The sequence below is a fragment of the Amycolatopsis panacis genome (assembly GCF_003600245.1).
GTDB classification, from domain to species: domain Bacteria; phylum Actinomycetota; class Actinomycetes; order Mycobacteriales; family Pseudonocardiaceae; genus Amycolatopsis; species Amycolatopsis sulphurea.
In genome coordinates, this window is record NZ_QZFV01000032.1 from 1 (window position 1) to 22459 (window position 22459).

A 22459-nucleotide genomic window follows, 5' to 3' on the forward strand; every position below is an offset into this window, starting at 1 on the left:
TGGAGTGGGTTTCCCGGTTCCGGCGGCTGGCACGCCGCTACGAGCGCAAGGCCGCCCATTTCCTGGGTTTCACCCAGCTGGCCTGCGCAGTGATCTGCTACCGCCGAGCCGTCAAGCTGGATCTTGTGACCCACAACAACCCCAAATGAGATGTGGTCTTAGCCGGACGGCCCGGGTATCCCGTTCTCGCGGGGACCCGGGCCGTCTACTGTGGACATAGGGGTCGTCCGAACCGGACAACCTGTACCGCAGCAGCTCTGCCCGCGACGTCGGCCATGCTCCTGCTCTCCGCGCCGAGCCTGCTCCCGCTTGGGGTATCCCGCGCCCTGATCAAGGCCTCCGCCAGGCCTGGCCCCTCGGACGGCCCGAATACCCCGCTCTCACGGGGACCCGGGCCGCGACTCCAGCCCTACTCCTACCTGCGGCGCCGCAGCCTGCTCGCATTTGGGACCCGCGCGGCCCCAGCCCCGGTCAGGGTCTCCCTCAGGCGTTGACCCCTCGGTTTCGCCGGACGGCCCGGGTACCCCGTTCTCACGGGGATCCGGGCCGTCTACTGTGGACGCAGCGGTCGCCCGGCCGGAAAACCTGTACCTCAGTCGTCCTACCCGCGACTTCGGCCCTACTCCCGCCTGCGGCGCCGATCCTGCTTGGCCATCCCCCGGGTCAACGCCTCAGCCCCTTCAGCCGTCAAGCCGTCGCTTTCGGCAGCGCGATCCGGGCCGCCCGGATCTCCGCGACCAGCCGCGTCTTGCGCCGGTGCACGGTCACCAACTCGGCCATGTACCCGGTGAACTCCTCCGCCGTCCCGGTCCGTTTGTGCAAGCTGCGCAGCTTTTTCAGATGCTTGGCCGCCTCACGGTAGGCCTGTGGGTCCTTCTGCTCGATGAGGTACTCGATCCGGTTGCGGTACACCGGGATCACCTCGTCCGGATGCGTGCCCTCCCGCACCGCGGCCAGTTCCAGCCGGCATTCGGGGGACGCGCCGAACCGCTGCCACGCCCGCCAGGCCTCGTCCGGCCGGTCCTCGGCAAGCAACGCTCGGACGAGTTCGCCGGCCCGTTCCTCGCCGTCGGTCGCGCGTTCCCGCAAGCGAGCCACCGCGGAAACCCGTTGCGCGGCCCAGACTCCGGCCTCCATCGCCACAGACCGCAAGGCCGCGTACGTCTCCGGGCCAGGATGTTCGTCGAACTCCTTGCGCCGCAACAGGACCACGTCCGCCACCGGATCCGGTTTGTGCGGGGTGAGCGCACGAGCCGCGTACGCGATGGCCTCGCTGTGCCGTCCCGCCGCCCGCAGCACCCGCACGATCTTCAGGCTGACCTCGACCCGCGGCGGTTTCGCGGAGAGGATCGCGACCAGCCCGTCGACGTCGCCGCTTACCTCCGCGACCTCCTCCTGGAGCCGCTGCGCAACGGCCAACCGGTGCCCGGCAGGCGCCCCGGCGAGCACCTCGTCCACAGTGGACTTGATCCGGGCGGTACCGGCTTCGCCGAGCGCGCCGGAGAAGTCGGCCAGCTCGATCACCAGCCGCCCTTCGAAGGAGACTTCGAGAATCCAGTCGGCGAGCTGCTCGGGATCAGGCGGCCGCGCCGCGCACGCCCGCGCGTACAGCGCGACCGCTCGCTCCAGCCGTTCCCCGAGGTCGCCGGAGGGATCACCGTGCCGCTCCAGCATCCCGGCGATGTCCTCGACCGCACGACGGGCGAGCGGCGCGAGATCCGCCCGGCTCCCGGCGTCCAGCAACCGGGCCACGGTATCCAGCACGGCCCCGGTTTTGGCCGCGTAGTCCGGATCGGATCCCGCCGCATCCAGTAACCGATGTGCCTCGCTCACGTCTCCGGACTGGGTCGCCGCCCGCAACTCGAGCGAATGCCGTAGCTCAGGGTCACGCCGAGTCTGCGCGTACAGCAGGTCGGCAAGCGTCCCCACGTCCAAGCCACGCAGGTAGGACCTCAAATCGGGGGGACCGCTCACAGCACCAGTCTGCCGTATCGGCCCGAGCGCGCGTGTGGGCCAACGGCGTAGTCTTTTCGGCCCAGCCGCACACCCGTGGTAGTCAGATCCGGTGACTCTCGACGATCTGACCCAGCGCCTCCGTGACTTCGCCGCCGCCCGCGACTGGGAGCCCTTCCACACCCCGAAGAACTTGACCATGGCGCTTTCCGGCGAAGTCGGTGAACTGATCGCCCTGTTCCAGTGGCTGACCCCGGAGGAATCCGCGGCCTGGCGCACCGACCCGGCCCGCGAGTTCAACGTCGAAGACGAGATCGCCGACGTCACGCTGTATCTGCTCCGCCTCGCCGACGTGCTCGGCATCGACCTCATCGCCGCCGCGAACGCCAAGGTCGACCGCAACGAGAAGCGGTTCCCGCCGTTACCGCGGTGAGCTGCGGAACCGGGCCTCCTCCGCCATATACCAGCCACCGACCAAGCTCCCCACACCGATGATCGCGACGACGATCCCGCCTGCGAGGCTCGAGCCGCCGAACAGCGCCAGCACTGTGACGAACATCAGGACCAGGCCCAAAGTCATCATCACGCGACCGCCGAGAACACCCCTCGGCACGGTCTGTAGCGTGCCGGGGGGTACTTCCGCGACCGAGAACGTCCCTGTTGTGAGCTCGGCGTGCCCCGGAGCAGGCAGCTCTGCTTGCACCGTGTCGGGCTGGATTCTCGGTGCAGGCTGGTCCATCGCCCCGGTGGGCGCCAAGCCGAGCGCCGCCGGGGCAGCCGCGATCTCAAGTACCTGAGCGCCCAGCTCGGCTGCGCGGGGGATCCGCGAGTCGGCCGGCTGCACGCTCGCGTCATAAACCAGGTGTGTCACCGAAGCGGTGAGCCGCTTGGCGAGTTGGACGCCTTCTGCCAGCACCCCCGCCCGCAGCCGGTCCGCACCAGCGCTCGTGCCGAGCACCAGCACCCGGGTCGCCTTGCGCCCGGAGCCGGTCGGCCGCAGGTCCGCAATCACCTCCGAAACTCCGAGCGCATCGGCGACTTGACGCAGCTCACGATGCTCGTCGGCAGTGACCACATCATCGGCCTCCGCAACTGCCCGCACTGCGGCAACGAACTCGACATGCAGCCGTCGCACCTCCGCTTCGGGCATCCCGGCCTCCGCCGCCAGCCCGGCGAGCGCCCGCGCCTCTTCCGCGGAGAGGAACTGATCTCCCACCGCTTCGGCAAGCAGGTCGAGATACACCTCGGCGGCCGGAGCGCCGATGCCGTGCGGATCGGCCATCACCCGGTCCACAACCCCTGCCATCCAGCCCTCTCCGGTTGCATCCTCGTCCGGACGGCGTTTGATCGGCCCAGCTGCGGCGAATCGTGGCAACGACGGGAACCGAGGTGCCATCGCGAAACCCAGCTCATGCGCGCCTGCCAGCGCGATCATCGCCTCGGCACACACTCGCACGGAGGGCGCTGCCAAATAGCCCGCGAAATCCTCGATGCCAAACGCGCGAGCAATGGTGGTGAGACGGTAGTTGGGCAACCGAAGAGCCACCCGGGCGGCGTTGACGAGCGAGACACCGGGTAACGCGGGCAGCACAACCCCGAGCCTGGCAGTTTCGGAAGCAAGAGAACCACTCGTCAGCGGGAGATCCCGCGCGACCACCACAGCGTCTCGGCACAGGTCCATCAGCGGTCCGAGAATGTCCCCGAACGCCGGCGCACCGTCCAGCTGCGCACCAGTGATCCGATGCGGGCCACGCCATCCGGTCGCCAGCCCTTCCCGCGGATCGACCAGGGTCGAGAACTCCCCGAGCAACGTCCCGTCACCCCGGTACCGCACGACTCCGGCTTCGACGATCCGCCCGGTCCGCAGTCCCGTCGTTTTCACCTCGATCGCGGCGAATTCGACCTCATGTGCGGGCACCTGGCCGCGCAGGGTCAAGGACAGTTCTTCGATCAACTCGGCCATCGTGCTCGCGTTTCCTCTCCGGAGACTCCGGAAGACATCGTCGAAGGCGGCCTCTTTGTCACCACAGTAAGTCCGAAACCGGATTTTGTGACGACTTCGTGACCACATTCCTCGGCTGTTCAGGTGATGATGGACAGTTGCGCGCTTCGGGCGTAACGCCGATCCGGTTCTCCGCGAGAACCCTTTGGCATATCACACCCAGGAACGAGGAATTCCGCCATGCACCCGACTCCGGACCACCCGGCGCGCCCCCGGAAGACGATGCCGAAGTGGTTGATGATCACACTCGGTGTTTTCGCGATTCTCTTCGTCCTGGGCGCAATCTTCGGCAAGGCACCGGAACCGGCGCCGCAGGCAGTGGCCGCACCAGCCACTTCGTCCACATCTGGCCCCGTCAGCACCTCGACGAAACCGCCGGCCACCTATCTGGTGAGCCAGGTAACAGATGGCGCCACTGTCGAGATTTCCGGAAGCGACGGGTCTCATCGCACCGCGCATGTCCTCGGCATCGCGGTCGCGACCGGCAGCAACTGTTACGCCAGCGAAACCGTCACGTGGGCAACCTCGAAGCTGCTCGGCTCGGCAATCCACATCACCACTGATCTTGCCAACGGCATTGCATTCACCTTGCCCGATGGCACCGACTACGCCACTACCGCCCTGCAAAGCGGCTACGCCCAGGTCGCCACTGACGCCGCCTCGACCGCCCTGCACAGCGCAGAAACGACCGCCCGTCAAGCGGCCACCGGTTTGTGGTCAGCACCCTGCAAGGGCGTGATCACCGCGCCCACTCCACAGGCCCTTCCCGCTCCACCGGCCCCGGCCACCCCCGAGCCTTCGGCACCTCCGAAGAGGACCACGACGCACGCAGCTCCCCCGCCTCGCACAACCGAGGAGGCACCGGCACATTCCTACTACAAGAACTGCGACGCCGCGCGGGCCGCAGGAGTCGCTCCGCTCCACGCCGGCGAACCTGGTTACAGCCGCAAACTCGACCGCGATGGTGACGGGATCGCCTGCGAATAGCATTGCTGGTGGCGCCGGTCTGCACCGGCGCCACCGGGTTGCCTACAACGGAGCGAGATTCTCCTCGAGATCGTTCAAGAGCGCATGCATCGGGCCCCAGCAGAGCATCACGCTGTCTCGATCGAACCGAGGCTGTTCCGACAACTCTTTACGCGGGTGTACGAAATTACGAAAATCACGCACAGTGTCCACGAACTTGGCGGCATCGAGCTGAATCCAGTCCTTGCCGTGCGCGATATCAATCAGCTCCTTGAGAGTGACCCGCCTTGCGTCTTTGCGCCCACCTTTCCCGCGGGGGTCCGGGAAACCCTTGTCACGCAGTTCCTCGTCGCGTTCCAGCAACAGCTGCAGCAGCAGTCCCTCGACCAGGCTGCCGATTCCGATCACAGCCATCGTGTAAGCACCCCCGGACTCACAGATCCGGGTCTCGTCCAGACGGCGCACCAGCATGTCGACCGTCACCGGATCAGCGAACAGCCGTTCCAGCCGGTCGCGGAAGTCCGCGGGTTCGGTGAACGTCGGCCGGTTCCCGTCCTTGGTCAGCTGCCCGATGACCGGCCGGCCGGATACATAGGTGACCACCAAATCCTCCGGTGCCAGCTTTTCGTTGACCGCCGACCGGAACTGTTCGGCGACCGCCGCACCACCGTCGTACTCGATCGGATCACAGACCCGGCACAGCAATCGTTCGGTCTCTGCACGGTTGTACCGCCGATCCTCGAGCTGTTCCCGCAGCCAAGGAATCCGCGGCGACCCGTCGTACTCCGGCGGATCCGCCCAGCCGGCGTTCGCCAACAGGTCCGCCAGTTCCGAGCCCCGGCGTTCGTAGGGACCCCCGAGGTCGGCGATCGTCTCCGCCAGCTTTCCGATCGTGCGCGGGTCGAGCGGGAACATCAATTCTCCTTCTTGGTCACATGATGCTGAGCGATCTCGATGGCCCGGGTGAGACGAGTGAGGATCTTCTGCCCACGCCGTTTGAACCCCAGTTCGGTCATCGCCTGCTGTAGACGGACATCCCGGTCGAGCAGCAATCGATCGGACATCAGCCAGACGCAGAGCCCGATCAGCTGCGTCTCGCTGTAGTCCTGAATGGACAGACCGGCCGGCACATCCGGTCGCGGCCCACGCTCGGTGGCGGCCGCGGAAGGCACGGCAACAGGCTGGAGCGGCACCTCCTCGACCGGCCCGACGTCCAGCTCGGCCATCGCCTGCTCCCAAGCCTTCACGATGCGATCGGTTTCGGCGCCCGGGTCTGCGAACCAAGCCGAGGACCACAGCCGATGGAACCGCCAGCCGAGATGCTCGAGGTGCGCCTGCCGAAGCCGATCCCGGTCCCGCGCACTCTCCGACCGGTGATAGCGGTCGCCGTCGGCCTCCACCGCAAGCACCATGCGGCCCGGCTCATCGCGGTGGGCGAGCGCAAAGTCGATGCGGTAGCCGGAAAAGCCCCACTGTGGGTGCACCGGAACACCGCGTTCGCGCAGCGCGGCCTCAATCGCCCGCTCGAACCCGTTGAGCTCGATCCGCTCGGTCCGGCCGACCTCGTCGATCCGTCCGTTCACGGCAGCGAACTCCAAGTACCTCCGCAGCAGCTCGGTCCCGGTGACCCGGTCCACGGGTTCGAGGTCTTGCGCGGTGAAGGACGACACCACGGTCATCCGTCGCTTGGCCCGGGTGACCGCGACGTTGAGCCGTCGTTCACTTCCGTCGTAGTTGAGCACACCGAAGCCGGTCCGGTTCACCTTTCCGGTCACGTCCCTGGCAACACCTACGCTGAGAATGATCGCGTCCCGCTCGTCTCCTTGCACGCTTTCCAGGTTCTTGATGAAGAACCGGCGGCCGACCGGGACCTCGGCGGAGAAGAACCCGGCCAGTTCCGGGTACTGCCCCCGAGCCTCCCGCAGCGCCCGTTCGATCCGAGCCTGATGGTTGACCCCGGGAGTGATCACGCCAAGGCTCTCCGCCGGCCTCGAGCGCGCGTGCTCGAGCACGAGTTCCACTACCCTGGCCACTTCGGCCGGGGCCGAACCGTGCTGCCCGGGGGAAGCCTCGCCGTGCACTACTTCAAGGGTGACCGGACTGTCCTGATGCGCGCCGGGAAAGGTGACCAGACGGTCGCCGTAGATCTCCCGGTTGGAGAAGGCGATGAGCCGCTCGTCAGCGCTGCGGTAGTGCCAGCGCAGCATCTGACTGTTCGGGATGACCGGACGCAGTGCGGTGAGCACCGACTCGTAGTCCGAGAGCTCGGCGGTATCCGCCGCGTCCTCCCCGGATTCCTCCTCGACCAGCACTTTGTCGAAGAAGTTGCTCGGTGGCAGCTGTCGCTCGTCGCCGGCGACCACCAGCCGATGACCCCGCATGATCGAAGTGATCGCATCGTGCGGCCGGATCTGGCTGGCCTCATCGAAAACCACCAGGTCAAACAAACGTTCGGCAGGTAGCATCCGACTGACCACCAGGGGTGACATCGCCCAGCACGGCCGGACGGCGAGCAGCACGTCCGACGCCTGCTCGACGAGCTTGCGGATGGGCAGGTGCCGGGAGCGCAGGCTCGCCTGCCGCTTGAGCACTTGGGCCTGGGCCGGGAAGCTGTCCCGCGCTTCCATTGCCTGCCGGGCCACCTGCCGCCGCACCCGGGCAGCGGACAGCCGCAGGTGTACCCGGTCGGATTCCCGGAAATCCGCCAGCGCACGGGTCTGCTCGTCGGCCATGAATTCGCGCAATGCAGGCACGGTCAACCTGAGTTCGTCCTCGATCGACTCCAGCCAAACCCGTTCGAACGCCACCCACGCGTGGTCCGGGCTGAGCCGCTGACCGGCGATCTGCTGTATCAGGCCGAGGAGTCCGAGCCGCCCGAACTCCTCGGCCAATGCGGTCAGAGTCGGCATCTGGATAAGCGTCTTGCGGTCTTCGTGCAGTTGCGACACCTCCCGCTCGATGTCCGGAGTGGAGCCAGTCTCCAGAACCGGGTTACAGGCCGAGGCCGCGACCGCGGCGAGCTGGCGACGCAGCTCGGTGTACTGCTCCATCATGTCAGCCAAGCCGGTCACGTGTGCGGGCTGCGTGTGCACGCCGCCCAATTCACGCCAGCGTTGTCGTTGCTGGACCACCTGGCGCAGCCGCGCGTGCAGATCAGCACGTTTCCGGAGACCTTGGGCGGACATCTCGCGTAGTTGTCTCAGGAACGCTCGCCGCTGCTTCCACGGCATTTTTCGCGGGTCCCTCACCCGGGTGGCTCGATCCGCGGTCGCGAACCAGAACGCATCGAGCTCGGTGCCGAAGATGTCCGGCCCGAACGCCTGCACCGTGCCGGAGACCTGGTCAAGCAGCTCGAGCACCACCTGCCAGCCGGAAATGTCCCTCGGCTCGGCCAATCCGGTCCTGCCCAGCAGGGCGCGCATGCCGTCCTTGCCCTGCCGCAGCGTCTTCCCGGCGAGTTCGTCGAGTTCCACGAGCACCCGCCGCACGTCGTCCTCGGACCGGATGTTCGCCTTGTGCCAGGGCGTTTCCCCATTGACCACGCTGAGTCCGCCGAGGCTGACATACCGCCGCAGCTTCTCCTCAAGGCCGAGCACGACGTCCCGGTCCAGCAGCTGGAGCTGTGCGCCGCGAAACCCTCCTTTTATCACCGGACCCGGACCGAGTGCCAGCAGCCGTTCGCGGACCTGGTAGGCGGACAAAGCCCACGGCTCGCGCATTTTGTGCAGTTCATCCGCATGTTCGAGCAGGTGGCAGCGCGACCGGACCAACCGGTCGTGAAGGTCCCCGGCGTCCACCTTCCCTTGCTGAGCCAGCCGTTCGAGGCTTTCCCCGAGCTGCCTCGCGACCTCTCGTTTCGTGGCCCGTTGCTGATGCAGATCGAGCACCAGGCCGTCCAGGTCGACCTCGGCCAGCCGATTCACCACTGCCTCGATGGCCGCCTGTTTCTCCGCGACGAACAGCACCTTCTTCCCCGTCGCAGCAGCTCCGGCGATGATGTTCGCGATGGTCTGGCTCTTCCCGGTGCCCGGTGGGCCCTCGATGAAGACATGCCGCCCGGCCAGTGCGGTGGCAATCGCTCGATGTTGTGAAGAATCGGCATCCTGAACGAGGAATTCCTCGGTCGGGTGTAGCCGGTCGGTAGATGGCGGCACGAAGGCTGCGGATTCCTGGGCCAGTTCCACGGCCGCTTGCCGATCGCCCGCCAGCGCGGCAACCAACTCGTGGCTCGCCAGCAGTTCGGTCGCCGCAGCCAGATCCTCGACCATCGGCAGCTTGGCGTAGTTGAAAACGCCGAGGACTACGGCCTTCTCCAAAGTCAGCTCGATGCCCTGGTCCGCCGCGGTCCGGGCAAGCTCACCGAACACCGCTTCGACCTGGGCATCCAGGTCAGCCTTCGCGACGAAGACCTTCTCGACGTGGGCAGCGAACTGCTCCGGCTCGATCGCGACCCCGTACTCTTCGTTGAGCACATGCAACAAGATCGGGTTGACCTCGATGTCGTCGGTGGCTTCGAGGGTGAAATCGCTCTCGGAAGCAGTCCGCGGCCGGACCGCCATCGGACGCAAGAGCAGTGGCGCGCGGAGCCGGAGCACCGGCTTCGCCCCTTTATGCTGTTCAGGGGACGTACGTACGAAACCGGACGCCAGCCGGCCTACCTCGACACCCTGTTCTTCCTCGAATAACTGGATCTTCCGGCTGAGCGCACGCGCACGTACGCAGGCCTCGCGGTGCCGTTCTTGATCCGGGAAGAGCCTGCGCAACGGCACCTTTTCGCCGGCCACGACCGCGGCGACCACGTCCGGAGCAGCCTCGGTAAGGTCGAGACAGCCTTGCTTCGTGTTCCTGAAGGCAAGCATCGTATTGGACGTGGTGAAGTCGATCAGTCTCTTGCGCCACCCGTCGGCGGCTTCCGTTACCAGCTGGAGCCGCCGTGGATCGATCTCCACCGTCATTCACTTTCCCCTCGGCAGAACTGTTGTCGGACCTGGCGTCGCCAGTGCCCGTCATTCTGCGACGAGCCGTACAGAATGGCAGAAGGGTGTGCCCGGCGAAAGAGCCACCCCGGCACACCATTCGGCGGCGCTGAGGGAAAGGATCGTCGAAGCGAGCGGATTCGTGTCCGCAACCGGACCTGATCCACTCGAACGGCCGCGTTCGACCGCAACGAGAAGCGGTTCCCGCCGTTACCGCGGTGAGCTGCCGGTGGCCTACGGCACCACCGGCGGACGCATGGCCCCGCCCCCCGTAACCTGGAGATATGCCGATCCAGGTGCTGCTCGTCGATGATCACGAACTGGTCCGGAGGGGGTTGCGCGACCTCCTCGGGGACGAGGCGGACATCGAGGTCGTCGCCGAGGCCGGGGGTGTCGAAGAGGCGCTCGCGGTGGCCATGCACCTGGAGCCGGATGTCGCCGTGGTCGATGTGCGGCTCGGGGACGGGGACGGCATCACCCTGTGCCGGGAGCTGCGGTCCAAGCCGAACCCACCAGCCTGCCTGATGCTGACCGCGTTCGACGACGAGGAGGCGATGGTCGGCGCGATCATGGCCGGCGCCTCGGGTTACCTGCTCAAGCAGGTCCGCGGCCAGGACGTGGTCAACGCCGTGCGCGAGGTGGCCGCCGGCCGATCGCTGCTCGACCCGGTGAGCACCGCCCGCGTGCTGGACAAGCTGCGCCACCCGCCCACCGACGAGCTGTCCGCGCTCACCGACCGCGAACGCGACGTGCTGGAGCTGATCGGCCAGGGCCTGTCCAACCGTGAGATCGCCGAACGCCTGTTCCTCGCGGAGAAAACGGTCAAGAACTACGTCACCTCGGTACTGGCCAAGCTCGGTATGCAACGTCGCACCCAGGCCGCCGCGTGGATCGCCCGCCGCGGCAAGTGATGGCCGAAAACGGCACCCCCCCCCCCGTTGTTCCGGCGAAAAGTACCGGTCGATCGCGATTACGACCACTGGCTCACCTACCAGGTACAGCGCCGCGTCCTGGTGGTCGCACGCACGGTCACCACGCTGACCCGGCTGCTCGACATCCACTCCTTGTTCGAGGACGACCACCGGGTGCAGGTCGCATTCACCTTCGACGACCGCAGCCGGGCGATCTTCGGCGCCGGTCTCGAGGAATTCCTCGCCACGCTGGAGGCCACGCTGCTGCCGTGGGAGCAGGCCGTGGATACGCCGTTCGACCTAGCCGTGGCCGCCAGCGAAAATGACGCGCTGGACAAGCTGAACTGCCCGGTTCTGCTCGTCCCGCACGGGATCGGCCACCAGAAGTTCTACCCGGACAGCACCACTGTCTCCGGCCTCAACCCGGACCGGCTGCGCGGCGAACACGTGCGCGTCGGCCTGTCACACGCCAACCAGCTGGACCGCCTCGAACCCGCCGCGGCCGCGCGGGCCGTCGTGATCGGCGATCCCTGCCATGACCGGATGCTGGCGAGCGCGCACCGGGTGCCGCACTTCCGGCGGGTACTCGGCATCGGCACCCGCAAGCACGTGGTACTCGTGTCAACCTGGGGACCGCAGTCCTTGATCGGTACCGATCCACTTCTGCCGCAACGGTTTCTGTCCGAACTTCCGCTGGACGAGTACCAGGTGAGCCTGGTCCTGCATCCAGGAGTCTGGTCGGCGCACAGTCCACATCAGATCCGGGCGAACCTGGCCACCGCGATACGTGCCGGACTCATCGTGATTCCCCCGCAACACGGCTGGCAGGCAACCATCCTGGCGGCCGACGTCTGCGTCGCAGACTGCGGATCGATGCCGCTTTACGCGACGGCCGCACGGGTTCCGGTGATTCTTGGCAGCCCGGTCGCGGATACCGTGGTCCCCGGCTCACCGCTGGCAAACCTGATTGCGGTGGCGCCCCAGCTCGGGCCTGCCCCGCTCTCCGATCAGCTCGACAACGCGATCGCCGCCGGGCCGATCGAGGACGTGGCCGGGCAGGCGGTGGAATACCCGGGCAAGTGCGCGGAAATCCTGCGGCCACTGCTGTACGAAACGCTCGACCTCCCCGCACCACAGTGGCCTGCGGTGTTCCCGCCCGTCGCCGATCCGGCGCCGGAGCGTCAGCCGGTCGCCGCGTTCCGCGTCGGAGTCGCTGCCGACGGCCACACCGTGGCCCGCTTCCCCGCCGCCGTCCCCGGTCCACCACTACCCGGCCAGCACGTCGTCGCGCACGCCGAACTCGCCACACTGTCCGAATTGGAGAGTGCGAGCGTGGTGTACCGGGAAGCCGCCGACGACTTCCTGTCCTGGGCACAGGCAACCGCGCGGCAACGTCCGCACGCCCGGCTCATCGCCGAGACCGCACCCGGCATCTGTCGCTTGTGGACAAAAGATCAGGTGGTGGAACTCCCTGGCCCCGAGCCACTGGTCACCGCGTCGCGAGCGCACTGGCGGGTCGTGCGCCGCTTGCCGTTGACCGGCGAGGTTCAGATCCCGTAGTAGAGCTTGTGATACAGCCGGGCCGCCCGCGGATGCCGGGAAAGCTGGTATCGCCGCCAGACCCCGGACCAGTACTGCCGAGCCTGGGCCGGATCGCCCGCCCGCCAAGCCGCGTCGCCGAGCGCTTCACCGATCTCAAGGTCGTACTGGTCGCTGCGAGCTTGGTTCGCCAGTCGCCAGACCTCCGGCAACAGCCCCAGCGCCTCGGCCGCCTGTCCGGTCTCCGCGAACGCCTTGGCCCGCACGAGCCAGACCTGGGCGACGTTGCGAGTGTCATCGTCCTTTGTGTTCTCTTCGGCTTCCCTCAGCAGACCGAGCGCTTCCGGCGCCCGGCGCAGCCCGACGAGCACATTGGCCAGCATCCGGGCGCTCAACCCACGCCCACGATGCGGTATCCCGGGTATACTCAGCTCGCGAGTGAGCAGGAGCGCGCGGTGATAGCGCTCCGCCGCCTCCGCGAGCTGCCCTTGCTCCCGATGGAACAGCCCGCGGAACTCCTCGACCGACGCGGCCAGCTGCCGGTGGCGAGCCGTGCCGGGGTCAGGAATCCGGCGCAGCTGCTCGGCAGCGCGGTCGAAGTCCTGCGCGGCCAGCGCGAACTCGCCCAGCAGGGACAACACCCGGCCGTGCTGGCTGACCATCCTGGCAAGCAAGGCCGGATCGGTCGTCACGGCGATGCCGCACCGGAGGATCTCCTCGAACTCACGATGCACATTGCGGTGCAGTGGCACGATTTCAAGCGCACCGCACAGCTGCTTCAGCTCGTCGTGAAAGCCCCGCTGGTAAGCCGCCACGGCGAGCGCACGAAACACCGGCATCTCGGCGGCGAGCCAGTCGACTTCCGGAACAACGACGTCCGTACTGACGGGCACCGTCGTGTCGTAGACCCGGAACCGGTCCGGCTTCCGCAGATCGGCCTGGACGGCCCGGGCGGTGTAGGACCTGAGCAGGCGAGCGAACGCCGCATCGGTACCGGTGGTGTTCCCGGTGCGCGAGACAGCCTGGCGGGCTTGGCTGCCGAGCCGCAACCAACCGTCCGGATCCGCGGTGACCAGTACGTGCGCATGGAGTTCCGCCAGCGCTTTGCCGCTCTCCCGTCCGAAGAGGACATTCGCCGTCTCGGGAGTGAAGCTGGGCCCGGGAATTGCGGTGAGCAGACGGCACAGCTCGCCGGCTTCCGGGCCGAGCCCGGCCACCAGCTCGTCGTAGGCCTGGCTCACCTTGTCCGGCCCGGCACCGTTCGCGAATTCCTTCGCCACGACGGCAAACGGCTGCGGAGTGAAGCCTGCCCGCTGCCGGACCGCTTCGCCCGCGGCCACCAGCAACGGTGGCACCCGGTCGCACTGCGCGAGCAGTGCTTCGACGCCCTGTGGATCCCGCGCGAGCAGCTCGGCTCCGCAGATCGCTTCGAGCAGCTGCCGATCGGTGCCCGGTTCGAGCTGCCCCAGCGGGATGTGCGGAGCGAAGTCGAAGACGAAATCCTCGGCCGGCCCGCAGGTGAGCGCGAGGATCAGGCTCATCGGCGCCGGTGGCACCAGGCCGTGCAGCTCTTCGGCGCTCTCGGCCTGGTCGAACACGAGCAGCAGCCGCAACGGTTCGAGGGCCGCCTCGTACTGCGCGGCCAGCTCTTCGGTGGTGGCCGCGACGATGGCGATGCCGAGCCTGGACAGCACGTAGGTCATGATCCTGGCCCGCGCCAACGGCATTCCCGGACCGTCGCGGAAGCGGTCGAGATCCACGAGCAGCGCACCGTCGGGGTAGGCACCGCCGGCGCCAGTGGTCTCCGTGGCCAACTGGCGGATCAGCGCGGTCTTGCCGATCCCCGGCGGGCCGGACAGCACAGCGGTACCGGTGCGCCCGGCCAGCTGCCGCCAGGCCTCGTGCCGGTCGACGAACGGGCCGGAATGGGCCACGATCCGTGGTTTCGAGAGGCCGGAGGGCAGCTCGCCGGCCAGTAGCTCACGCAGTTCGCGGGCCGCTTCGGGATCCTCGTCGAGCAGCCGGCGCACGGCACGCTCCAGCTCGGCGGGCGAGGCCCGCACCCGGCCGGTGAACCGTTTCCACAAGTAGTCGGCGACTTTCCCGGTCGCAGTGAACGCCATCGCGACGCACTGCTTGACGAACTCCGCTCGCCACTCCTCACTCACGTACTTCCCCCTCGTGCTTGATGTTCGCCATCCACGCTAGCAGCGCGCATGAGGGGCGTCACGGTCCGTGAACCGGTCGGTGGAAATCCGCCGGACGGCCGTTGCGGCTTCATGGCCCGCCACCAGCCGTTCGACGGGAGCCCTGCCAGGTTCACCCCATCGAGAGTCGAATGTATGTTCGATCCTCCAGTATCATCGGAGAGGTGGCGGAAAGGAGCCGTGACAGCTGGCCCATCTGATTTCTTCGGAAGAACCGTTCAGTCCACAGGAAGATCGAACGCGACGAGCGTACCGAGACTGGGAGAGGAGTTGATGTAGAACCGGCCACCGGCAGCATCGGCGCGCTCGGCCAAGTGGCGCAGTCCGCGGGTCGCAACCCCTTGGGGCACACCGGATCCGTTGTCCCGCACGCGGAGCTTGACCCCCTCCACGTCGCGCGTGAGCGTCACCCGCGTCTCGCTCGCACCGGAATGGCGGACCACATTGGACAGTGCCTCTCGCAGGGCGGCGCGGATGTGATCGCCCCGTTCCGCCGGGATGTCCGCGAACTCACCGGAGAGTTCGAGGGTGGGCGGATAGCCGAGCAGCTCCCCGGCAATGCGCACCTCACCCCGCGCGGATTCGGCCAGATCCGTTGGCGTGCCCGGGTCGTGGCGCGGTTCCGGCGAGCGGAGGGCACGCACCGTGCCGCGAATCTCCTCGATGGTCTGGTCCAGCTGGTCGATCGCGTCGGACAGCCGGGCTCCGTCGGCCTGGGCAAACCGCTTGCGCATATTGCGCCGTACGCGGTCCAGTTGCATGCCCGTGCCGTAGAGCCGCTGCACTATCACGTCGTGCAGCTCGCGGGCGATCCGCTCACGCTCTTGGTAGAGCGTGACACGATGCCGCGCGTTGGCGCCCTCCGCGAGCGCGAGCACGACACCCGCCTGCGCCGCGAACGCTGCAAGCATTTCCACCGTGCCTGCGGAAAACGGCTCCCGCCCCTGTCGCCGATACACCGTCAACGCACCGAGCACCCGTCCACCAGACCCGAACGGAGCAGCAGCGAACGGTCCGTACCCCCGCAACTCGTCCGGCACGTACGGTGCCGTCCGCGGATCCACCAGAAAGTCCACCGCGGACACCGGTGCCCCACCCCGCGCCACCCAGCCGGCCGCCGAGTCCGCCTGCAACGTCAACCCACGCAACTCCCCGACCGGCCCCGCCGCCCCCACGTCAGCCCGTTCCGCCCGCCCGGATTCACCAGCACGCCCAGCTACACCACCGGAGGCACCAACGCTCGCAACCCCACAGTCATCGACACCAGCACCGGCGCGGCCGCTGTCCTCGGCACCACCACTCGCACGGCTACTCTCGTCGGCACCCTCACTCGCACGGCCACCGTCCTCAGCACCAGCACCCGCGCGGCCACTCTCACCAGCACCAGCATCAGCACCCTCAGCCGTCACGCCGGACTGGTCACCGTCATAACCGGTCAGCCGGTAAGCCGCCTCGACGACGACCCGGCCGTCGTCGGCGCTCACCATGGCCAGGCCGAGGTCGGCTTCGGCGAGTTCGGCAGCCCTGGCCACGACCGTTTCCAGCACCCCTTCCGGATCATCTCCGGACAACGCGGTGCTGGTGATCTCGGTGGCGGCGGACAAGGCGCGCGCGGCGAGTGTCGGGTCCATGAGCAACCTTGACCCTAGCGCGTGCCGCCACCCGGCACCCGTAATCGTGACCGTCACCAAAGGCTCCTCGTCAGGCTGTAACCAGCGGCGCGACGCGGCGCACAACACGACCGTCACGCACCTCGAACACGACGTCGGCCTGGACTTCTTCTTCCGCGCTGTGCGTCACATGCACAACCGTGCGGCCGGCCAGTCCGGAACGAAGCGCCGCTCGCAACGCACGCGCGGTCGGCTCGTCGAGCTGGGACGTCGGCTCGTCCAGCAAGACCAGATCTGCCGCGGGCGCGGCCAGCAGTGCCCGCGCGACGGAGACCCGCTGCGCCTGCCCACCGGACAACCCGGCACCCGCGCTGTCGAGCACTGTCGCCAAGTCAAGATTGGGCGACTGCGCTTGATCGAGGACCCGCCGCAGCTGGTCAGGATCCGCATGAGGATCCGCGAGCCGCAGATTCTCCGCGACCGTGGTCGAAACCAGCATCGGCTCCTGAGGCGCCCACGCCACCCGGCCCGGAGCGACGACCTCCCCCGCCCGAGGCGTGAGGAATCCCAGCAAAGCCGCGACCAACGTCGATTTTCCTGCCCCGCTCGCCCCAACCACCGCGACGTACGCCCCGGCCGGCACCTCCAGATCGACACCTTCCAGCACCGCCGGTCTCCCCGGCCAGCCCAGCTCGGCCCCGCGAAGCCGCACTACCGGCACGCTCTCGTCCCGGCCTGCCGCATCGGTTCCATCCACAGCGTGTTCAGCCAAGCTGTCCACATGTGGATGACCGTCCGTGAATGTGTCCACAGCGGCCAAGCGGATCCGGGCTGTGCGCAAGGTGTCCCCATGCGCTGCCGATTGTGGAAGCATCGCCAAAACCTCGGCCAGCGCCAAGGGAACCAACGCCAGCAACGGCGCCATTACCCCAGCGAGTTGACCCGCGGTAACGGCCTGCGCAGCCAACATCGCGCTCACCACCGCAGCCGCGCCCATGACGAGTGTGATCAACGCTTCCCCCGCGCCGGCACCGAGAGCCTGCCGCCGGATGGCGGTCGTCAGCCGAGTGTCGGTGTCGCCCAGCGTTCGGCGGCGAGTGGCCGCCGATCCGTACGCGAGAAGCTCCGCGGCGGAAGAGAACAGCACCAGCACCTGGACGCCAACATCACGCCGTCCAGCTGCCAATGTCGAAGTCGCACGGCGCTCCACTCGCACTGCGACAAGTGGCGCGGCCAGCCCGACCAGCACTGCCACGGCAAGCACCAAACCGGCCGAGGGCAACACGGCCGTCTGCACGGCAATCGCTCCGATAGCGACCAATCCGACCACGATCGGCGGGGAAACCACCCTGGGCAAGAGGTCACGCACCGTATCGACGTCAGTCACCAACCGCCGTTGACTCTCGCCTGCGCTGAGGCTTCGCGCCGGACCTTGGCGTACCAGCGCGTTCCACAGCCGAACCCGCAGCCGCGCTGCGATCCGAAACGCGGCATCGTGCGTCACAAGGCGTTCTGCATAGCGGAGACCAGCTCGGCCCAGGCCAAACGCGCGCACACCCACGACGGCAACGGTGAGCGTGAGGATCGGCGGCTGCAGCGACGCCTTGGCGATCAACCACCCGGACGTCGCGGTGAGCGCGATTCCGGCCAGCAAGGCGACCGCGCCGAGGACAGCGCCGCCGAGCAATCGACGATCCATCACCAGCCGCCACGGCAACGGCTTCTGCCCTGGCAATTCATCCACAGGGTTTTCCACAGCACGTAACGGCTTTTCATCCACAACCGTGACGGCTGTGGACCGTTCGTGGGCGGCAATCACCGCGGCTGCCCCGTTCGCGACCGCCTTGTCCACAGCGTCGAGAACCCGGCGGGCATTGGCTTCGTCGAGGTGCGCAGTCGGCTCGTCCAGCAAGAGCAGCCATGCCCCGGAACGCACTCGCAGCAGCGCCCGTGCCACTGCAACGCGCTGCCGCTGGCCGAGAGAAAGCTGGTCTACCGCACGGTCCGCAAGGCCGGATAATCCCAGGTCAGCGAGCACTTCACCGATGTCTGCACCGGTGACGGCCAGCTCTTCACGCACGGTGCCGCCAGTAAAGACCGGCGACTGCGGCACCCAAGCGACGTCTGCGCGCCACCGTGCAAGATCGACGTCCGCAAGGGGAACGCCGCCGATGTGCACCAAGCCGGCATAGGACGGCACGAACCCCAGCAACGTCGCCAAAGTGGTCGATTTTCCGCCACCGCTGGGCGCGCGCAACCACACGATCTCCCCTCGCTGTACCGAAAAGCTCTCGCCGTCGGGAGCAAAACCCTGGCGTCGAGCGACTTTCAGGTCCGCGACGACCAACGATCCCTCGGGCGCGATCCGGTTTCCCGCGGGCGGAGCCGGTTCCGCGAGCACCGCGCTCACCCGGCGGACCGCTTCCACGCCGTCCTCACTCGCGTGGAACGCCGCGCCGACCGCACGGATCGGCTGGTAGCACTCGGGTGCCAGGATCAGCACGGCCAGCCCGACAGCCAGCGGCAACGATCCCGACACGAGCCGGACACCGATCACCACTGCGACGAGCGCGACCGACAACGTGGCCGCCAGTTCGAGCACGAAAGCCGAGGAAAACGCCACTCGTAACGTTTTCAACGTCGCACGCCGGTGGCGTTCGGACAGCTTCCGGACGGTCTCCGCCTGCGCGCCGGCCCGCCGGAACGCCGTGAGAACCGGCAGCGCACGCACCAATTCGAGCAGGAGGCCGGACATCCGGTGCACCGCATCCGTCGCCCCGGAAACCCGGTCCGAGGTGAACTTCCCTACCAGCACGGCGAAAAACGGCAACAGCGGAACAGTGCCGGCGATGATCACCGCGGACGGCCAATCGGTCCACAGGATCGCCACGCCGGTAGCGAGAGGGACCACCGCAGCGGTAATCAGCGCCGGGAGGTACTCACGGAAGTAGGCGTCGAGTGCGTCGAGACCGCGGGTGACGAGCGTGGTGAGTTCGCCGTGCCCGCGCCGGGCGAGCCATTCCGGGCCGAGACTAAGTGCGTGGTCCACCACGCGGGCACGCAAGTCCCGCTGTGCCGTGGCAGCGGCGCGGGCCGACACTACGCGCACCGCCCAGCCGGCCAACGCTCGTCCGGCGACGAGCCCGAACAGCGCGGCCAACTGGACGGTACGACCCCCAGTACCGGAAGAGACAATGGATGCGAGCACGTCGGCCAGTAGAATTGCTTGCGCTACAACGAAAGCTGCATTCAGCAGCGAGAGCAGCGCAACGAGGATCAGCGCTCGGCGCGCGGCCGGCCCGAGTGCCGGGAGCGCGCCGAGCGGACCCTTGCCCGGCCGCACTGGGTCCACTGTGGACCACGTGGCGGAAAGGGGTGCGCGGCCGGGAAGCGTGGTCACGGTGCGTGCACCGCCGGGATGTGCTGCACACCAATGCGCTTGCGGAACACCCAATAGGTCCAACCCTGGTAGATCAGCACCACCGGGGCACCGAACGCGCCGACCCAGGTGATCACCTTCAGCGCGTACGGGCTGGCTGCCGCGTGCGCGATGGTCAGCGAGTTCGCCGGGTCACCGGTGGACGGGAGGACGTCCGGGTACAGCGCCCCGAAGAACGTGACCGCCGCCGCGGCGATCAGCACCCCGAGCGCGGCGAACGCCTGGCCGTCCCGGTCGGCGTACAGCCGCAGCCAGGCCACGACTCCGGCAAGGACGCTGACCACAAGTGAGATGAGTGTCCACAGCGCACCTTGGCGGGCCTGCACGACGATGAGGAACGCGAGCATCGGCAGCAGCCCGATCGGCAGTATCCGCATGGCCAGCTTCCTTGCGCGGGCACGCAGTTCGCCGGTGGTCTTGAGAGTGAGGAACGCCGCGCCGTGCACGAGCGAGAACCCGACCACGGCGAGCGCGCCGAGCAGGGTGTCCCACCGCACCGCTTCGAAGGCCGAGCCCACCCGGTTGCCTTGCGGATCGAGCGGCAACCCGAGCACGGTCGTGGCCAGCAGGAGCCCGATTCCCAGCGGCGGCACCCAGGAGCCGATCATGATCACGCGGTCCCAGGTCCGGCGCCAGCGCTCGGAATCCACCTTGCCGCGATACTCGAAGGCGACCCCGCGCCCGATCAGCGCGAGCAGAACGAGCAGCAGTGGAAGGTACGCCCCGGAGAACAGCGAGGCATACCAACCGGGGAACGCGGCGAACGTCGCCCCCGCGGCCACGATCAGCCAGACCTCGTTTCCGTCCCAGACCGGGCCGATGGTGTTGACCATGACCCGCCGCTCGGTGTTGCTCCGGCCGAGTACCGGCAGCAGCATCCCCACCCCGAAGTCGAACCCTTCGAGGAACAGATACCCCAGCCAGAACACCGCGATGATCGCGAACCAGACCGTTTCGAGCGTCATCGCCCAGCACCTCCCCGAACCACGTCGCACGGAGTTATCCACAACCCGGCAGGTTGTCCACAGATTCGCTGTGGGTAACCCGTGAGAGCAATCACCCGACTACACTGGGTGCGGGGCCGTCCCCCGGGACGGGTGGGGGCTGCGTTGGGAGCGGCGGCGCCATCGGAGCCAGCAGCGGCGGCACCAGAGGCGAAACCCGGCCGACCCGGCAATGCCCCGATCGAGAAGGTGGCCGGTGAGGTGGGTCGCACCCATCCCCACCCCACCGGGTCAGTAGGCGAACGAAAGGGCATCGTCATCGGAGTCTTCCTTCGAGGAGGACGAGGTGGGTGGCATGACCGCGTCGACGCCGCCGCGGACGTACTTGCGCATGAGGTACAGCTCGACCACGCCCAGGACCAGGTAAAGCGCGGTCAGCGCGATCAGTGAGGTCAGCACCTCACCGGCGGTCAGCTTCGAGACCGCCTGCGCGGTGAACATCCACATGCCCTCCACGCCGGTCGGGTTGGGCGCGACCACGAACGGCTGACGACCCATCTCGGTGAAGATCCAGCCGGCGCTGTTGCCGATGAACGGGGTCGCGATGCCGCCCAACATGAGCAGCGGGAACCACCGGTTGCCCGGGATCCGGCCGCGGCGGGTGAGCCACAGCGCCAGCACGCCGATCCCGGCCGAGATCGCGCCGAAGCCGATCATCACGCGGAATCCCCAGTAGGTCGCCGGCAGGTTCGGCACGTAGTCGATCGGTTTTCCGGCCAGCGGGCCGAGATCCGGGTCGTTCGGATAGTTCGTGCCGTACTTCGCCTGGTACTCGCCGATGAGGTTCTCCACCCCCTTGACCTCGGTGGAGAAGTCGTTGTGCGCGAGGAACGACAGCAACGCCGGCACGGTGAAGGTCTTGACGTCCTCGCAGTTCGCGTTCGCCACGTCGCCGATCGCGAGAATCGAGAAGCTCGCCGGTTTTTCCGTGTGGCACAACGCTTCCGCCGAAGCCATCTTCATCGGCTGCTGCTCGAACATCAGTTTGCCCTGGGTATCGCCGGTGATCGCCAGCACGGCGAACGCGACAACCCCGACCCAGCCACCCAGCCGCAGCGAGGAACGCCACACGTCGCGGTGCTCGTCCGACGCGGTGCGCTTGCGCCACAGGTGCCAGCCGGCGACCCCGACCAGGAACGCCGCCGCCACCGAGAAGGCACCGGCCAGCGTGTGCGGGATCGCAGCCAGTGCGGTGTTATTCGTGAGTACAGCGCCGATCGAGTTCATCGTCGGCTTGCCGTTCACGAATTCGACACCCACCGGATGCTGCATCCACGAATTCGCAGCCAGGATGAAGTAGGCCGAGGCCACCGTCGCCAGCGAGAACGCCCACGCGCACGCCAGGTGCACCTTCTTGGGCAGCCGGTCCCAGCCGAATATCCACAGGCCGAGGAAGGTCGACTCGACGAAGAAGGCGACCAGCCCCTCCATCGCCAGCGGCGCGCCGAAGACATCGCCGACGAACCGCGAGTAGGCGCTCCAGGTCATGCCGAACTGGAACTCCTGCACGATGCCGGTGACCACGCCCATCGCGAAGTTGATCAGCAGCAGCTTGCCCCAGAACTTCGTCATCTTGAGGTGCCGCGATTTCCCGGTGCGCACCCACGCGGTCTGCATGGCCGCGACAAGCACCGAGAGTCCGATGGTCAGCGGGACCATCAGGAAGTGGTAGACGGTGGTGATGCCGAACTGCCACCGCGCGAGCTCCAGGACATCCACGTGTCCGATCCTGCGCGCGAGCCCGTTCCCGAGCCAGTTCAACACGTCCTGAGCCGTGCGGGACCAACGTCCCGCACCACCATCCGCAGCAGAACCCGGACATGTCGCCCGACCAGGGCGCCACCCCAGGGTG

13 protein-coding genes are annotated in these 22459 nt (G+C 67.6%); 4 read left to right on the forward strand and 9 right to left on the reverse strand.

Annotated elements, in window-relative coordinates:
- Positions 1-687: 687 nt before the first annotated feature.
- Entirely contained in the window at positions 688-1974 is a 1287-nt protein-coding gene (locus D5S19_RS02475; protein ID WP_233573676.1) for a hypothetical protein, read from the reverse strand.
- 91 nt (positions 1975-2065) lie between these two features.
- On the opposite strand from D5S19_RS02475, the gene D5S19_RS02480 reads away from it, so the two are divergent.
- Positions 2066-2386, forward strand: a complete 321-nt coding sequence (locus D5S19_RS02480) for a nucleotide pyrophosphohydrolase (protein ID WP_120021693.1) — start codon at positions 2066-2068, stop codon at positions 2384-2386.
- On the opposite strand, the gene D5S19_RS02485 is transcribed toward D5S19_RS02480, so the two are convergent.
- Positions 2375-3916 (reverse strand): 3'-5' exonuclease, encoded by a 1542-nt coding sequence (locus D5S19_RS02485; protein ID WP_120021694.1) that lies wholly within the window; start codon positions 3914-3916, stop codon positions 2375-2377. The two genes, D5S19_RS02480 and D5S19_RS02485, sit on opposite strands and share 12 nt — an antisense overlap.
- Before the next feature lie 219 nt (positions 3917-4135).
- On the opposite strand from D5S19_RS02485, the gene D5S19_RS02490 reads away from it, so the two are divergent.
- Positions 4136-4942, forward strand: coding sequence for a thermonuclease family protein (locus D5S19_RS02490; RefSeq protein ID WP_120021695.1), 807 nt, complete (start codon positions 4136-4138; stop codon positions 4940-4942).
- 42 nt (positions 4943-4984) lie between these two features.
- On the opposite strand, the gene D5S19_RS02495 is transcribed toward D5S19_RS02490, so the two are convergent.
- Together D5S19_RS02495 and D5S19_RS02500 are read right to left on the reverse strand one after the other, a co-directional pair.
- On the reverse strand, positions 4985-5836 hold the full coding sequence (locus D5S19_RS02495) for a hypothetical protein (protein ID WP_120021696.1): 852 nt from the start codon (positions 5834-5836) through the stop codon (positions 4985-4987).
- The gene (locus D5S19_RS02500) at positions 5836-9876 is read right to left on the reverse strand and encodes an AAA domain-containing protein (RefSeq protein WP_120021697.1); all 4041 of its coding nucleotides are present in this window, start codon (positions 9874-9876) and stop codon (positions 5836-5838) included. Before D5S19_RS02500 ends, D5S19_RS02495 begins: the two co-directional genes overlap by 1 nt.
- A 305-nt stretch (positions 9877-10181) precedes the next feature.
- Here D5S19_RS02500 and D5S19_RS02505 point away from each other — a divergent pair, with 305 nt between their 5' ends.
- Both D5S19_RS02505 and D5S19_RS02510 read left to right on the forward strand, forming a co-directional pair.
- On the forward strand, positions 10182-10808 hold the full coding sequence (locus D5S19_RS02505; RefSeq protein ID WP_120021698.1) for a response regulator: 627 nt from the start codon (positions 10182-10184) through the stop codon (positions 10806-10808).
- Between the two features lie 27 nt (positions 10809-10835).
- Positions 10836-12368 (forward strand): hypothetical protein, encoded by a 1533-nt coding sequence (locus D5S19_RS02510; RefSeq protein ID WP_120021699.1) that lies wholly within the window; start codon positions 10836-10838, stop codon positions 12366-12368.
- Here D5S19_RS02510 and D5S19_RS02515 read toward each other — a convergent pair.
- The 5 genes from D5S19_RS02515 to D5S19_RS02535 form a co-directional block, all read right to left on the reverse strand.
- Complete coding sequence (locus D5S19_RS02515) at positions 12356-14515, reverse strand: hypothetical protein (protein WP_120021700.1); 2160 nt, start codon at positions 14513-14515, stop codon at positions 12356-12358. The genes D5S19_RS02510 and D5S19_RS02515 overlap by 13 nt on opposite strands.
- 257 nt (positions 14516-14772) lie before the next feature.
- The gene (locus D5S19_RS02520) at positions 14773-16185 is read right to left on the reverse strand and encodes a GAF domain-containing sensor histidine kinase (protein WP_120021701.1); all 1413 of its coding nucleotides are present in this window, start codon (positions 16183-16185) and stop codon (positions 14773-14775) included.
- A gap of 70 nt (positions 16186-16255) precedes the next feature.
- A complete protein-coding gene (cydD, locus tag D5S19_RS02525; protein WP_120021702.1) occupies positions 16256-19516 on the reverse strand; it encodes a thiol reductant ABC exporter subunit CydD in 3261 nt (1086 codons plus the stop codon).
- A 44-nt stretch (positions 19517-19560) separates the two neighbouring features.
- Positions 19561-20568 carry a cytochrome d ubiquinol oxidase subunit II gene (cydB, locus tag D5S19_RS02530; protein WP_120021703.1) on the reverse strand — a complete coding sequence of 336 codons (1008 nt, stop codon included), beginning with the start codon at positions 20566-20568 and terminating at the stop codon, positions 19561-19563.
- Between the two features lie 270 nt (positions 20569-20838).
- Positions 20839-22326, reverse strand: a complete 1488-nt coding sequence (locus D5S19_RS02535) for a cytochrome ubiquinol oxidase subunit I (protein ID WP_120021798.1) — start codon at positions 22324-22326, stop codon at positions 20839-20841.
- Positions 22327-22459 lie beyond the last annotated feature (133 nt).

Excerpts from the sequence above, each read along its gene's own strand:
- D5S19_RS02485 (WP_120021694.1), bottom strand. The coding sequence starts at position 3,916 with ATGGCCGAGTTGATCGAAGAACTGTCCTTGACCCTGCGCGGCCAGGTG.
- D5S19_RS02490 (WP_120021695.1), top strand. The coding sequence starts at position 4,136 with ATGCACCCGACTCCGGACCACCCGGCGCGCCCCCGGAAGACGATGCCG.
- D5S19_RS02495 (WP_120021696.1), bottom strand. The coding sequence starts at position 5,836 with ATGTTCCCGCTCGACCCGCGCACGATCGGAAAGCTGGCGGAGACGATC.
- D5S19_RS02500 (WP_120021697.1), bottom strand. The coding sequence starts at position 9,876 with ATGACGGTGGAGATCGATCCACGGCGGCTCCAGCTGGTAACGGAAGCC.
- D5S19_RS02505 (WP_120021698.1), top strand. The coding sequence starts at position 10,182 with ATGCCGATCCAGGTGCTGCTCGTCGATGATCACGAACTGGTCCGGAGG.
- D5S19_RS02520 (WP_120021701.1), bottom strand. The coding sequence starts at position 16,185 with ATGGACCCGACACTCGCCGCGCGCGCCTTGTCCGCCGCCACCGAGATC.
- cydB (WP_120021703.1), bottom strand. The coding sequence starts at position 20,568 with ATGACGCTCGAAACGGTCTGGTTCGCGATCATCGCGGTGTTCTGGCTG.